The sequence below is a fragment of the Mycobacterium sp. NGS29 genome, assembly GCF_059812965.1.
Genome location: NZ_JCALDR010000009.1, coordinates 35,519 through 50,176 on the forward strand (window position 1 = coordinate 35,519; position 14,658 = coordinate 50,176).

The 14,658-nt window shown below is 68.4% G+C and carries 8 protein-coding genes; 5 read left to right on the plus strand and 3 right to left on the minus strand.

What is annotated here, in order from left to right:
• Positions 1-64: 64 nt before the first annotated feature.
• A complete protein-coding gene (locus tag AC5Y5Z_RS14230; protein ID WP_463826507.1) occupies positions 65-1,198 on the plus strand; it encodes an FHA domain-containing protein in 1,134 nt (377 codons plus the stop codon).
• Between the two features lie 7 nt (positions 1,199-1,205).
• On the opposite strand, the gene AC5Y5Z_RS14235 is transcribed toward AC5Y5Z_RS14230, so the two are convergent.
• On the minus strand, positions 1,206-1,982 hold the full coding sequence (locus AC5Y5Z_RS14235; RefSeq protein WP_499925713.1) for a DUF5336 domain-containing protein: 777 nt from the start codon (positions 1,980-1,982) through the stop codon (positions 1,206-1,208).
• Between the two features lie 90 nt (positions 1,983-2,072).
• On the minus strand, positions 2,073-3,782 hold the full coding sequence (gene eccE / locus AC5Y5Z_RS14240; protein ID WP_499925714.1) for a type VII secretion protein EccE: 1,710 nt from the start codon (positions 3,780-3,782) through the stop codon (positions 2,073-2,075).
• 108 nt (positions 3,783-3,890) lie between these two features.
• Between eccE and eccB the strand changes: the two genes are divergently transcribed.
• Positions 3,891-5,393, plus strand: coding sequence for a type VII secretion protein EccB (gene eccB / locus AC5Y5Z_RS14245; RefSeq protein ID WP_463826504.1), 1,503 nt, complete (start codon positions 3,891-3,893; stop codon positions 5,391-5,393).
• A 4-nt stretch (positions 5,394-5,397) separates the two neighbouring features.
• On the opposite strand, the gene eccD (AC5Y5Z_RS14250) is transcribed toward eccB, so the two are convergent.
• On the minus strand, positions 5,398-6,885 hold the full coding sequence (eccD, locus tag AC5Y5Z_RS14250) for a type VII secretion integral membrane protein EccD (protein ID WP_499925717.1): 1,488 nt from the start codon (positions 6,883-6,885) through the stop codon (positions 5,398-5,400).
• Between the two features lie 113 nt (positions 6,886-6,998).
• Between eccD (AC5Y5Z_RS14250) and eccCa the strand changes: the two genes are divergently transcribed.
• Genes eccCa through mycP form a run of 3 tightly spaced genes read left to right on the plus strand, consistent with a single transcriptional unit; the run spans position 6,999 to position 13,905 of the window.
• On the plus strand, positions 6,999-11,024 hold the full coding sequence (gene eccCa, locus AC5Y5Z_RS14255; RefSeq protein ID WP_499925719.1) for a type VII secretion protein EccCa: 4,026 nt from the start codon (positions 6,999-7,001) through the stop codon (positions 11,022-11,024).
• Entirely contained in the window at positions 11,021-12,496 is a 1,476-nt protein-coding gene (eccD, locus tag AC5Y5Z_RS14260; protein WP_499925721.1) for a type VII secretion integral membrane protein EccD, read from the plus strand. Before eccCa ends, eccD (AC5Y5Z_RS14260) begins: the two co-directional genes overlap by 4 nt.
• On the plus strand, positions 12,496-13,905 hold the full coding sequence (gene mycP, locus AC5Y5Z_RS14265) for a type VII secretion-associated serine protease mycosin (RefSeq protein ID WP_499925723.1): 1,410 nt from the start codon (positions 12,496-12,498) through the stop codon (positions 13,903-13,905). The genes eccD (AC5Y5Z_RS14260) and mycP overlap by 1 nt, the downstream gene beginning before the upstream one ends.
• Positions 13,906-14,658: the final 753 nt, after the last annotated feature.

The window sequence follows — 14,658 nt, forward strand, 5'->3', positions numbered from 1 at the left end:
GCTGAAGGAAGGCTGCAGCGACGATGCCCGATTCTTCGGGAGTCCAAGCCGGGGGAGTGGCGCAGTGACACCTGACCAGACCGTGCCCGCGACGGCGCTGGTGGTCCGGCTCGGTGACGAGGAGCACATGCTGGACCCGTCGGCCGGTGTCGCCGTCATCGGTCGAGACGCCTCGGCCACCATTCGTCTCCCCGACGACCGGATCTCCCGGTGGCACCTGCGCCTCGAACCACATCACGATGGCTGGCAGGCGATCGACACCAGCACCAACGGCATGTACCTCGACGGCGTGCGGCGCAGCTCGGTGCAGGTGACCGATACCACCACCATCCATCTGGCCAATCCCCAAGGCTTCCCGGTGACCCTGTCACCCGGTTCGGTGCCCGACACAGCCCGGGACATCACCACCGTGATCGAGCTGCCCGACGCCGACGAAGATCAGTGGTGGGAGGCCGACGATCCCGGCGTGGCGCGCGCGGGTCAGGCCGTCGCGGCGCGGCGCAACGAACTCGAGATCACCCAGCGCGGCCTGGCCAAAGACAAGATCATCAACGCCGGCACGCTGATCGCTTTCGAGAAGGGCCGCAGTTGGCCGCGGCGAGCCACGCTGGCGAAGCTGGAGAAGGCCCTGCAATGGAGCCCGGGCACCATCGCCCGCATTCGCAGCGGCTCGGCGGTGCTGCCCATCGCGGCGCCGGCCACCGTCCCCAGCAAAGTCCCTTCGGGTGCCGAGGAATCCACCGAGGTGCTCACCGACACCGTGCGGGCTCCGTTGCTGGCCGAGGCCGTCGAACTGGCCATGCACACCATCAGCACGGCCACCGCCGAGCTGCCCGACCCGGCCGACCCGGCGTTCGCGCCGAGAGTCACGCAGATCCTCGCCGACCTGCGCAAGCTGGAGAACCTCGCGGCCAATGCGGCCCGCAACACCAAGGGCACCCCGTCGGTGGTACTGGCGTTGAGTACCGTCCGGCGGGCCTACAACGACGTGATGGACCGGGCCGCGCGTTCGCCGAACGCCACGCTGGGCCAGCGCCTGTACGGCGCGCGGCACCGCGCCGAACTCAGCCTGGAAGAAGCTGCGGCTGCCGCGGGCCTGCCGGCTTCGGTCCTGGCCGACGCCGAGGCCGAGCGCCCCGTTCCCGACGATGTCGCGGCCGTGCTCACCACCCTGATCGGGCAGCTCTCCGTCAGCTGAGCAGTTACTACGGCGAGCTGCGGTAGCCGGTCTCGAAGGCCACTGTCTGCTGTTGCGCGGGTTGCGGGGAGTGGCCGACGTTGGGCAGTCCCGAGGACGGCGCGACCGGCGCGGTCGACGACGCACCGGTCGGCGCAGTGGCCGGGCCGCCGAAGAATTCCGCATAGCTGGCGCTCTGCGCGGCCCGCCGCGATTCGGTGGCCGACGCGGGCTGCACCTGATGGGCCTGCCCGGAGCCGTTCTGGTATTCGGCCGCACCGTCGTCCTCGTGCGCATACTGCCCGTAGTACTGCGCCGCGGCCTGCGCATATTGCTCGGCGTAGGCCGCGTACCACGCCTGCTGCGGGTCGGCCTGGGCCGGCTGGTTCAGCACGGCGCCCACCGCGACGGCCGTCTGCGCCGCGTTCAGCACCACCACCACCCACAGCGCCCAACCCGGTTCGACGCCGTCGGGCACCACGACTCCGCGTGATAAGGCGTCCAAGAACCCCATCCCGGCCAGCGCTGCCACCCACTTCGCGGCCGGCGTCTGCCGGGGAAGCAGCCCGAATGCCGCCAACAGGCCGGCCAGGGCGGGAAACCGGACGTCCCAGTCGATGCCACCGACGCCGAGCATCGGCCCGAAACTGACCAGGTAGGAACACAGACCCAGCACCGCGACGGCCAGCGACAGCGCGCGGTGCGACATCTTGGCGCCGGTTTCCGGTTCGGCGACCCACTGCGAGTAATCGCTGGATGCGCCCGGTTGCTCCGGCGCGTGGTAACCGCCCGAGGGGTACGACATGATCACTCCTTTGAACTGCCCCGATCCGGGGTGACCTCGATTTACGCTAGCGCACCGCAGCGGTGCAAAACGGCACCGCGGACCGCGGTTCTAGTCCTCGGCGGCGAAAGACGCTTTCAGGTAACGCATCTCCTCGTCGGTCGCGACCATGGTGACCACCGACGCGCCCGCGCGGGTGCTGACCTGCACTGTGTCGGTCCGCAGATCCAGCAGTTCCAGCGCGACGTCGGCGTTGGCCGTCACGGCAGCCCCGGGAGACATCACCACGATCGCGGTCACGCCGACCCGCACGGACTGCTCGGTCACCCCGTCGAACATCTCCACCGAATAATTGCGGTCGGCTCCGGCCTGCATGGAACCCCGGTTGAAGTCGGCGACCCACAGCAGGTCGTGATCGTCCACCTCGTCAACCATGGTGCGCCACAGCGCCGGACGCCGCGTATGCACCAACACGTGCGCGCCCAGCGCCAGCGACCGCAACACCACCTGCTGGGCCAGGTGCAAGGTGCCGGCGATCTCCACGCGCCGGATCTGCGGACCGAACAGCGCCAGCGCCACCGCCCGGCCGTCCTCGTCGGCTCCGATCACCTGCCCGCAACCGGAGGCCGGTACGCAGAGTGAGGCGAAGTCCCGGTCCGGGTCCGTGCCGGAGTAGGCCCACTTGGCGATCGGCTGCCGCGGCGCTGGCACCGGGAGGCTCGCCGCCAGTGCCGCATACTGCCTGCCCCGCAGATGGGTCAGTCCGCGCAGGTTGATCCGGGCCCTGCCGTGGGTGTCGAAGCGTGCCAATCCGCGGATCGCGACCGGACCGCTCGGATGCTCGCGCCGAAACGACAGGCTCATGGTGGTCGAGTAGCTGGGAATGGTCCACAGCAGTCCGAGTCCCGCCGTGGTCAACATGTCCGGCTTGATCGCGAAACTGCGCAACCGGAACCGGCCTTCGCGGCAGGTCCGCCAGGTTTCTTCCACGGTGACCAGGTCCACCCCGTCGGTGAGCTGATTGGTCGCCTGACCGATCTCGGCGGCTGTCAGCACCCGGGTGCGCAGGCCGCCCTCGGTCAGTCGGTTGGCCACGCGGCGGGTGGCGGTGGTGGCCGCACGCAGGATCCCGTCCCGTCCGCCGCCACGGCGGCGCACCGCGTCGGCACACCGGGAGGGGTCGAACCGGATCGCGATCCACACGTGGCGCTGGGCGATCGCCGGCAGCGGACCCAGCACGGCGTCGTACACCGCGGCCACCTGGCTGTGGCCCTGGGATCGGGCGCCTTGGCTGAGCACGTCGATGGAGTCCAGGGTGATGTCGAACTGCTGCAGACAGTCCACCAGCGCCCGCACCGGCACGGTCTCCCCGGACACCGTGGTGCCCGGCTCCATGATGGTCATGGCCTGCGGGTTCTCTTCGATCTTCAGCAACGACATCAAAGTGCTGCCGTCCCAACGGAATCCGATCAGTGCACCCTCGGCACCGGGGACATCGAAGGGGGCCCCATGATTCGTCCGCCGGGCCCGTTGCCGCCGTTGTCGCCAGAAGCCGGCCCGCAGGGCCAGCAACCGCGGCAACGTGGTGCCGCGCAAGCGCAGCACCACGATCAGCGCCACCGCAAGCCCGGCCAGACTGCCCTGCCAGCCGGGGAGCCCGAGCGCCGGTGCGGTCACCGTCCCAGCGGCGATCAGCAGCTGCAGCACCAGCAGGTCGGGCAACGGCAGGAAGCGCTGCGCGCCGATGTCGATCGTCGACCGCAGTTCGTTCGGCTCCGACGGCGCACCCGGGTCCGGGCGCGTCCCTGCACGACGCGGCACAGTCGGATCCTATCCAGTGTTGCGGGCGGAAATCCGCGCGGCTTTAGCTGGTGACGGCGTTATACGCTATCCACGCTCGGTGCTTGCCCGACGCTGATGGGGGTGAACATGCCTGCGCAAGTGACGACGCGCGCGCAGGTCAACGGCTATCGATTCCTGATTCGCCGACTCGAGCACGCGCTGATCCGCGCCGACTCCCGGATGATCCACGACCCGATGCGCGGGCAGATCCGTTCGCTGCTGGTAGGTCTGGTGATCGCGGTGCTGATCACCGGGGCCGCCGGGGTGCTGGCCTTCTTCAAGCCGTCGCCCAACATCGGCGATGCCCAGATTCTGCTGAGCACCAACGGCGGGTTGTATGTCCGCATCGGCGATCGCCTGCATCCGGTGCTGAATCTGGCCTCCGCGCGGTTGATCACGGGTAAACCGGATCCCGCCAAGTCGGTCAGCGACAAATGGCTCAACAAGTTGCCGCGTGGACCGATGGTCGGAATCATCGGAGCGCCCAACGGAATTCACGCCGGCGCGGACCTGCGCACGTCGCGGTGGACGGTGTGCGACGCGGTCACCACTCCGGACGTGTCCAAGAACGTCGGACTGGCCAGCGTGCAGACCGCGGTCGTCGCCGGTGACCTCACCCTCGACGACGACATCCGCCGGGCATCGACCTCCCAGATGCTGCTCGTCCGCTCCGGGGACACCGTCTACCTCGTCTTCGACGGCGTGCGCGCGGTCATCGATCCCTCGGACTCCGTCGTGATCAACGCCCTGCACCTGCAGCGTGCGCAGGTACGTCCCATCTCGGTCGCGTTGCTGAACACCTTCCCATTGGTTGCGCCGATCCGGTCGGTGACGATCGAGGGCGCGGGCAGCGTCGTCCCGGGTTTCCCCACCTACCCGGTGGGCTCGATCGTCAAAACAGTCGACTCGCGGGGCGAGCAACTCTATGTGGTGCTGGCCGACGGCCTGCAGCCGATCTCATCGGCGGCCGCCGACATCATCCGGTACAGCAATCCCAATGATGTTGCGGCACAAGGGAATCATGAGGTGTCGCCGGCGGTGGTGAGTCAACTGCCAATTGTGCACACGCTGCCGTTGGACCATTACCCGAGTGTGTCGCCGCAGATCGTGGACGCTGAACCCGACCGGGTGGTGTGCATGGCGTGGGAGCGCGGTAACTCCGCCGCCCAGGCAGCAGTGCACCTGCTCATCGGGCATCGCCTCCCGATTCCGGAGGGGGCGCAACCCGTCAGCCTGGCCACCGCCGACGGCAACGGTCCAGGCGTCGACTCGGTGTACATCAAGCCGGGCACCGGTGAGTATGTCCAGACCACCGGCGGCGAGGTGGACAGCCGGGCGATGGGGCAGCTGTTCTACATCTCCGATTCCGGCGTGCGCTATCACCTCAAGGATCTGCCGACGGCCGCGGCGCTGGGCGTCACCGGGGTGCACGACGCGCGCCTCGACGCCGAGGTGCCGCAGTTCGCGCCGTGGCCGGTCGTGGCCCTGCTGCCGGCCGGTCCGGAACTCTCGCAGGAAGCGGCGCTGGTGGCACACGACGGGATGGCCGCCGACCCGCGCGGGTCCAAGGTCGAGCAGCCGAAGTCCTGAGCGATCAGAGCCGCAGTTCGCGAAACACCGCGTACAGTCGCACGATCCAGCAGCACAGCGGGAACACCATCACGATGGCCAGGTACTCCAGAATCTCGACCTGGCGGCGCATCACCGGGGAGAACTCCAACCTGGGCGCGACGATGCCGCAGGCCACGAGCAGCACCATCAGGATCACCAACGCCAGCGTCGCGTCCAATTCCCAACCGTCCAGGCCGACCGCCATCTTGACGATCGTCAGCAACGCGATCGACAGGCCCGCGCCGATCAACGTGGCGGACTGCACCAGATCGTGATGGCTGCGGCCCCGCAAACACAGTACGGTGGCCACGGCGGAAGCGAAAGCTGTTCCCTGCCAATAGAATCCGTTGCTGACGTCGACCGCCAGGTAGCAGCCGACGGTCGCGGTGAGCGCGGCGGCGATCAGGATGCCGGTCAGGTACTGGCTGGCCCGGCGCACCCGCAGGGTCATGCCCTCCTCGGTCGGGATGACCTGTTTGCCGACGGCGTTGACGCCCTCCACGGTGGTCCCACCCTGGGTTTCGATGTCGTCGAGTGGTTCCCCGGCCGTCGGCACCCGGGGCACCGGGAGTTTGGCCAGCAGGATCGTCACCCGGGGGGACAGGTAGACGACGATCACCGACACCGTGGCCAGCACCGCGCCGATCGCGCGGGGCGGCGGATTCCACAGCAGCGCAACCGCGGCGGCCGCGCCACCGATCACCGCGAGCGCGATCACCGCGGTGTGCAGGGTGCGGCCCCGGCCGGTCACCAGCAGGATCAGCAGCGACGCCAGGCCCGTCAGCGCGAAAGCCATCGGCAGCGATGTCACCCCGAAGCCGTCCGGTACCACATACAGCGCGCCGCCGAACAGCAGCGGCGTGGCCACCGCGGCCACCCACTCCGAACGCCCCGAACGGTGCGCGATCACGCACGCGAGGATCACTGTCAGCACCCCGATACCGAGCGCGGTCGCCGGGACATAGATCCGTTCGGCGTGGCGTGGCAGCAGGAATGCGACGGCTGCGGCGGCGGTCAGGCCCACCCCGAAAAAGGTGATCGGCCGCGCATCGCGGGCGGACCAGGCGGTGAACGGATTCCGGGCCTGCTCGTCGGCGTCCGCGACGTCGTCGAACAACATCGGGCGCTGCGGCTGGTCGATCTCCCGGATGGCCAGCAGCTCCCCGTCGTAGATATTGGCCTCGGACAGGGACCGGCTGGGGTCGATCGCGTCGTCTCCGAGGCGCGCCAGGGTCCACTTTCCCTCGGTCGTGTCGAAGACGACCTGTTCGAGTCCGGTGTCCGAGGCGGGGTGCGCGGCGATTTGCTCGTTGGCGATGTCGATGACGTCGTCGATGAACGCGCTGATGCTGGTATTGGCCGGCAGACCGAAGTCCAACCGCAGGTCACCGACCACGAGCGTGACGCGGCTGAGCGTGGGCTCGGCCTCCGATTCGGCGTCTAATTCTGACAGCGACGGCGGTAGAGTCATCGCTGTCGGGCCTCCTGCGGGTGGTGTCACTCGCTGGTGACCATACCTTTGGACGTCTCAAGCCTATTTCGGTAAGCCGGTTAAAAGTTTCGGGAAGTTCGGGGAAAGACCGTTTGAGTACGCAGGGTTTCGTGCGCCGATTGCGGGTGTCGCCACCGCGGATGCCGGGCGGGGAAGTCAACCTGCAGGCGCCGCCGGAGGTGCCCCGGGTGATCCCCGGCAACCTGCTCACGAAGTTGCTGCCGTTGGTGATGATCGTCGCGGTGGTCGGGATGATCGCGCTGATGGTGACCGTCGGGGGCCGGGATCTGACGCGTAATCCGATGTTCCTGATCTTCCCGATGATGATGATCATGTCGATGGCCGGCATGTTCATGGGCGGCGGCGGCCGCACCGGTAAAGCGGCGGCCGAACTCAACGAGGAGCGCAAGGACTACTTCAGCTACCTGGCCAACCTGCGTGACGACGCCGAGCAAACCGGCGAGGGTCAGCGCGCCGCCCTGGAGTGGTCGCACCCCGACCCGCGGGCGCTGGCCGACGTGGCCGGCACCCGGCGGATGTGGGAACGGCGGATCACCGACAACGACTGGTGCCATGTCCGGGTGGGCATCGGCACCCACCGATTGGCCACCCGATTGCTGGCACCGGAAACCGGGCCGCCCGAGGATCTCGAACCGGTGTCGACGGTGGCGCTGCGCCGTTTCGTCAAGACCCACTCGGTGGTGCACGCCCTGCCCACGGCGGTGTCCCTGCGGGCTTTCCCCTCCATCACCTTCGGCGGCGACCGCAAGCTGGCCCGGCAGCTGGTGCGGTCCATGGTGTTGGAGCTGTGTGCCTTCCACGGCCCCGACCAGGTTCAGGTCGCGGTGGTCACCGCCAACCCCGACGGCGAGAACTGGAGTTGGGTCAAGTGGCTGCCACATGCGCAGCACGCCACCGCGCGGGACGGGATGGGCCCGATGCGCCTGCTGTTTCCCAGCCTGGAACTGCTGGAGCGCTCGCTGTCCGCGGACCTGGGGGAGCGGGGCAGATTCAGCCGCAACGCCGAGCCGACCAAGGGTCTGCGACAACTGGTAGTGGTGATCGACGACGGTTACATCACCGGGACCGAGCGCCTGGTCACCGATGCCGGGTTGGACAGTGTCACCCTGCTCGACCTGAACGGCTCGGACGCGGCGGCCAACCGGCGCGGCCTGGCGCTGGTGGTGGACCGGGACGCCGACGGGGAGAGCGTCGGTGCGAGCACCGCGGTCGGCGTCGAACGGTTCGCCACACCGGACACGATCACCGTCGCCGAAGCCGAGGCGACGGCGCGCCGGATCGGCCGCTACCGCCTGGCCAGTGCCGCCCACATCGTGAATCTGGAGGCCGATGCGCGGGCCACCGACCCGGGACTGATGGCGCTGCTGAAGATTCCCGACGCCGCCGAAATCGTGCCTGAGCAGGTCTGGCGCAAACGCTCACCACGGGAACGGCTGCGGGTGCCGATCGGTTACACGCCCAACGGTCAGCCGCTGGAATTGGACATCAAGGAGTCCGCCGAGTCCGGGATGGGCCCGCACGGCCTGTGTATCGGCGCCACCGGTTCGGGCAAGTCGGAGTTCCTGCGCACCCTGGTGTTATCGATGATCACCTCGCACTCACCCGACGTGCTCAATATGGTGCTGGTCGACTTCAAAGGTGGCGCAACGTTTCTCGGACTAGATGGGGTGCCGCACATCGCGGCGATCATCACCAACCTCGAGGACGAACTGATCCTGGTGGACCGGATGCGCGATGCGCTGGCCGGAGAGCTGAACCGCCGTCAGGAGCTGCTGCGATCGGCCGGCAACTTCCCCAACGTCAACGAATACGAACGGGCCAGAGCCGGTGGCGCCGAACTCGAACCGCTCCCGGCACTGTTCATCATCGTCGACGAATTCTCCGAATTGCTCTCCCAGAAGCCGGATTTCGCTGAGCTGTTCGTGATGATCGGCCGACTGGGCCGGTCGCTGCACGTACACCTGCTGCTGGCTTCGCAGCGACTCGAGGAAGGAAAGCTGCGCGGGCTGGATTCGCACCTGTCCTACCGGATCGGCCTGAAGACATTCTCTGCCGGCGAGTCGCGCAGCGTTCTCGGCGTGCCGGACGCCTACCACCTGCCCAGCGTGCCGGGCTCGGCCTTCCTCAAATGCGATGCGTCCGAACCGATTCGGTTCAACACCTGCTATGTCTCCGGGGACTACGTGCGGCCCCGCCGGGCGCAGACCGGTCGCGGCAGGCAGCTGGGCGCGCTGGCGCCGAAACTGTTCACCGCCACCCCGGTCAAGAAGGAGGTGTCGGTCACCCCGACGGCGGATCCGGAAATTGCCGAAGCCAAGCCGATGTCTCCGAGCAAGATCACCCTGCTCGACGTGGTGGTGTCGCGGCTGCGGGGCCACGGCCGGCCGGCCCACGAAGTGTGGCTGCCGCCCCTGGACGAAAGCCCGGCGGTCAACCAGCTGCTGGCGGACGCCAACTGGTCGGCTCCGGAGAATTTGGACGGCCGGTTGTGGCTGCCCGTGGGGGTGGTCGACCGACCCTACGACCAGCGCCGCGACGTGTTGATGGTCGACCTGTCCGGCGCCCAGGGAAACGTCGCGGTGGTCGGCGGGCCGCAGTCGGGTAAGTCCACCGCGCTGCGCACTCTGATCATGTCGGCGGCCGCCACGCACACCCCCGAGCAGGTGCAGTTCTTCTGTCTGGACTTCGGCGGTGGGACGCTGAGCAGTCTGGCCAATCTGCCGCACGTCGGCGGGGTGGCCGGCCGGATGGATGCCGACGCGATCCGTCGCACGGTGGCCGAGGTGTCCGGCGTGCTGCGCGCGCGCGAGTCGCGGTTCCGCGACCTGGGTATCGAGTCGATGCGAGACTTCCGAGCCCGCAAGGCGCATTTGGCGGCCCTGCCGCCGGAGGTCGCCGCCGCCGATCCGTTGAGCCAGGACAGGTTCGGCGATGTGTTCCTGGTGATCGACGGCTGGGCGTCGATCCGAAGCGATTTCGAGATGCTGGAACCAACACTGAATTCGCTTGCAGTGCAAGGTCTTTCATATGGTGTGCATTTGGTCATCTCGGCGACCCGGTGGATGGAGATGCGTTCGGCGGTCAAGGACATGCTCGGCACCCGCATCGAGTTGAAGCTGGGTGATGCGCTGGACAGCGACGTGGGCCGCCGGTTCAACGAGCTGATCCCGGTCGGCCGGCCGGGCCGGGGTATCAGTCACGAGCGGTTGCACATCCTGATTGCGTTGCCGCGGCTGGACTCCAGTTCGGGGGTCGAGGATCTGCCCGAAGGCGTGTCGAGTGCGGTCAACGCGATGCGCGCGCACTATGGCAACCGGCAGGCGCCGCGGGTGCGGATGCTGCCGCACAACCTGGATCGTGCTGCTGTGGTGCGGGCGGCGCGATCGGCCGGAATGCTGGACGCCGCACGTGTCGCCATCGGCATCAACGAAGCCGAATTGGCGCCTGTCGTTTTGGATTTCGAATCCCAGCCGCACCTGGTGGCGTTCGGCGACGTCGAATGCGGCAAGACCAGTCTGCTGTGCAACATCGCGACCGGGCTGATGGAGAACACCACGCCCGACCAGTGCAAGATCGTCCTGGTCGACTACCGCCGCTCGATGCTCGGTGTGGTGGCCAACGAGTACCTGGGGGGATACGCCACCGCATCGCAATCCTGCGCCGAGTTGATGACCGCACTGGCCGCGACCCTCCAGGATCGGCTGCCGCCCAGCGACATCACCCAGCAGCAACTCAGAGAACGCTCGTGGTGGTCGGGCCCGGACATCTTCGTGATGGTCGACGACTACGACCTCGTCGCCACCGGACCGATGAGCAGCCCGCTCAGTCCCCTGGCCGAATTCCTGCCCCAGGCACGCGATATCGGCTTGCGGGTGGCGGTCACCCGCCGGATCGGCGGAGCGGGACGGGCCATGATGGACCAGTTCATCGGACGGCTCAAGGATTTGTCGTGCAACGGATTGGTGATGAGCGGCACCAAGGACGAAGGGGCGCTGTTCGGCTATCGGGCCACCGAGATGCCGCCGGGTCGCGGCATGCTGGTCTCCCGGTCCACCAAGAGTGGCGTGATCCAGCTTTCCAGGATGCCGGACCTGTGACCGGCGTCAGCGAACTCAGACAACTGCGGGTGGTGTCGGCCGCGCCCGAGCACATCCGCGTCTCGGTGTTCGGGGGGCGGACGCAACTGGACATCGCACTGCCACTGGATGTGCCGGTATCGGGGTTCGTCGCGGATCTGGCGCGGCTGATCGGCTCCCGGGACAAGGAACAGGACGGGGACGCGGCGGCCAAGGACGAGCGCCGGACATTCTGGGTGCTGAGCCGATTCGACGGCGGCACGGTGTTACAACCCGCCCAGACGTTGCGCGACGCCGGTGTCGTCAGTGGCGATCTGTTGCGGCTGTCCGCTCGTCGGGCGCTGTCGCCGCCGGTCCTCTACGACGACGTGGTGGACGCCGTCGGGCGGTTGAACAAGACCGCCCACGCCGCCTGGGGAGCGGGATCGGCGCGCTGGATGTCGTTCGTCGGACTGCAGCTCGCAGCGCTGGCCATCACCTACTGCGTGGTGGGCCCGGTCGCCGCGGCCAACCGCAGTGTGATCGTCGTGCTGGCCGCGGCCGTCGCTCTGACGCTGGTCGGCGGGGCCACCCTGGCGCACCGCTCCTACGGCCTGGACGATGTCGCTGGCGCGCTCGGGTGGGCGGCGATCCCGATTACCGTCGGGATCGCCTTCGCGCTGCTGGCCCGGTACGGCGACTACGGGCTGGCCGGTGCCTGCGGGACGGTGCTGGTGTGCTGCCTCGGGTACGACCGGATCATCGGCACCGGCCACTGGGCGTACGTCGCGGTCGGGTTGCTCTTCGGTGTGGTGGGGGTCGCGCTGGCGGTGCGTGCGTCGCACGTCCGCGGCGACATCGTCTTCGTGGTCGCTGCGGTGGCGGCGATCCTGATGTGCCTGAGTGTGCAGCGGCTGACGACGCGGTTGGACCGGTTCGAGACGCCTACCGTGGCCGTCGAAACCAACCGCGAGGACTGGGATTTCCAGAATCCTTTCGAGCCGTCCGCGCCGATGACGGGCGATTCGGGCACCATGATGCCCACAGCCGAGCAGGTGTGGACCAGAGCGAAGTCGGCGGCTGTCACGCGCGCCGCACTGTTGAGTGGGTTCGCCTCCGCGGCAATGGTTTACGTGCTCCTGCTGGTGCGGGGCGGGCCGACAGCGGACTGGCCGGAGTTCGTCTTCGCGCTGGCCGGTGCGGCGGTGTTGGCGTTGCGCAGCCGGGTCTATGCCACTGGGTTCGAGCGTGCTGCGCTGGCCGTGCCCGCAGTAGCCCTGGTGATCGGCACGTGTGTGACGGCGCAAGGCGGAACTCGGCCGATGCCGGAGGTCGCGCTCGGCGTGCTGCTGGCCGTTGCGCTGGGCGGCGCCCTGTCCGGCTTGAAAAAGTCCGGCAGTGGTCCGTTTTCCCGGGTGGCGACGTTGCTGGCCTACCTGGATTACCTGGCCGTGGGTTCGCTGATTCCGCTGGCGCTGTGGGTGGTGGGCGTCTACCAGCGGTTGGGATTCTGATGAGGCGCGGGGCCGCGGTGCTGGGCGCGCTGCTGTTGATCGCGGCGCTGAACCCCGCAGCGGCGCAGGCGATCCGCCCGCCGGTGGTGGAGCCGGGGCCGCCGCCGAACGGACCGCTGGGACCCGTCGAGCCGACAGATCTCAAGGCGATTTGCGGAGTCCCCACCGGGGTGCTGCCCCAGACCGACTTCACCTTGCAGACCAGCGCCGAAGCCATGCTGAACTACCCCGATGCGTGGCGGTTCGCCCGCGGCGCCGGACAGAAGGTCGCCGTGATCGACACCGGCGTGAATCGGCATCCGCGGCTGCCGGCCGTGGAGGGCGGCGGCGACTACGTGTCGAACACCGACGGGCTGCAGGACTGCGACGCGCACGGCACGCTGGTGGCAGGCATCATTGCGGCGGTCCCCAGTCCCGCCGACAGCTTCGCGGGCCTGGCGCCGGAGGCGACCATCCTGTCGATCCGGCAGAACAGCACCGTCTACGGCGTCAGGGAGGGCGGCTCTGGGCAGACCAACGACCCCAACGCCATCTCGCCCGGGTACGGCAACACCCTGACATTGGCCTACGCGATCACCCGCGCGGTCAACCTGGGCGCGACCGTCATCAACCTGTCGGAAGTGGCGTGCGGCCCGGTAGGAGGCGGCCTCGACGACGTCCAACTCGGCCGCGCGGTTCGTTATGCGTTCGAGCGCAACGTGGTGGTGGTGGCCGCGGCGGGCAACTTCAACAGCCAGGGCCTCTGCAAGATCCAAAACGCCATGCCCGATCCGAACATGCCGTTGAAGAGTGGCTGGGATTCGGTGCGGACCGTTGCCAGTCCCGCCTGGTTCAGCGACTACGTGTTGACCGTCGGCGCGCTGACGACATCCGGCGAGCCGGCCGACTTCAGCCTGCGCGGTCCGTGGGTCGGTGTGGCGGCACCGGGGGAACGAATCATCTCGCTGGACTCCAACGGCCCCGGGTTGATCAACGCTGTCATGGGTCAGCAGGGTTTGGCGCCCATCAATGGCACGAGTTTCGCGGCCCCCTTCGTCTCGGGTCTGGTGGCCTTGCTTCGGTCCCGGTTCCCTGAGCTGAACGCCGGCCAGATCATCGATCTGATCAAGCGGACCGCCCACACTCCGGGTGCGGGCCCCAACGAGGCCACCGGATACGGCGTGATCGACCCCGTCGCAGCGTTGACCTATCGGCTGCCGACGCCAAGCGAGATGCCCAACCCCGAAGCGGCGCGGCCTATCGCCGGGCGACCGCGCCGTGACCCGAGCAGTCAACGTGCGCAGATCATCGTGCTGTCGGTCACCGTCGGCGCGGTGGCGTTGGCCGCAGTGGCAGTGGCGCTGTCCGTGGCAAGACGCCGTCGTGAGTTGAGGTCGGCTGACTCCCGGCGCACCGACCTGGCGAATTGACGAATCGCCATTCGTGCGGCGCGCGAAGCTGTGGGAATCTCGACCTGAATTAACCGTTTCGCGCTACGTAGGATTGAGAACGGCGCGGAATCGAATTTGCGAGAGGAAGGGGGAGGACAGTGTCGAAACAATCGCCCAGGCAAACGCCTGCTGACGACGAACGCGGGTCACTGGCGCATCCCCCGTGGCTGACCGGCGAGACCCAGCGGCGGCGCGTGCCGATCGGTCGCGAAGAGCGCGACCGGGACAAGACGAAGCGCAGGGACCCGGCCGAAGACAAGGCGGATGGGAATGGCCACGGCTCGTCGAAGACGGACGTGCCCGCCGTCGAACAACGCACGCCGTCACCGCCCGCGGCCGCCCCGCCGAGGTTTGATCCGGTCCCTGCTTCTGGAACCGAACCGGACGTCGCGCACCCACCCGCCCCCGCGCCGGAGCCGGCCGAGCAGCAGACCAGGCGGGTGGCGGTGCGGCGTGACCGCGTGCAGGCCGGCCGTCCCGGTGAGGCTGCGTCGGACACAGCCGCGGTGCCGACCGAACCGGTGCCCGCACCGCCGCCGACGGATCCAGCGTCCTCGCCGCCCCCCGCAGTGAGTCAGGTTGACGAGTCCGCCCATTTCGGTCGCCATTCCCGGCAAGCTCAGCGGACCGAAGCGCCCGAATCCGCGGCGAGACTCAAACCGTCAGAACCCGAGCCGCCGGTCGAAGTGTCGACGGGGAATGGGTGGGAGCCTGCGCCGTCGACGGAAGCGA

What these genes read in the sequence shown, in the direction of transcription:
- AC5Y5Z_RS14235 (WP_499925713.1), bottom strand. Translation starts at nt 1,982, where the DNA reads ATGTCGTACCCCTCGGGCGGTTACCACGCGCCGGAGCAACCGGGCGCA.
- eccD (WP_499925717.1), bottom strand. Translation starts at nt 6,885, where the DNA reads ATGACTCTACCGCCGTCGCTGTCAGAATTAGACGCCGAATCGGAGGCC.
- mycP (WP_499925723.1), top strand. Translation starts at nt 12,496, where the DNA reads ATGAGGCGCGGGGCCGCGGTGCTGGGCGCGCTGCTGTTGATCGCGGCG.
- eccB (WP_463826504.1), top strand. Translation starts at nt 3,891, where the DNA reads ATGCCTGCGCAAGTGACGACGCGCGCGCAGGTCAACGGCTATCGATTC.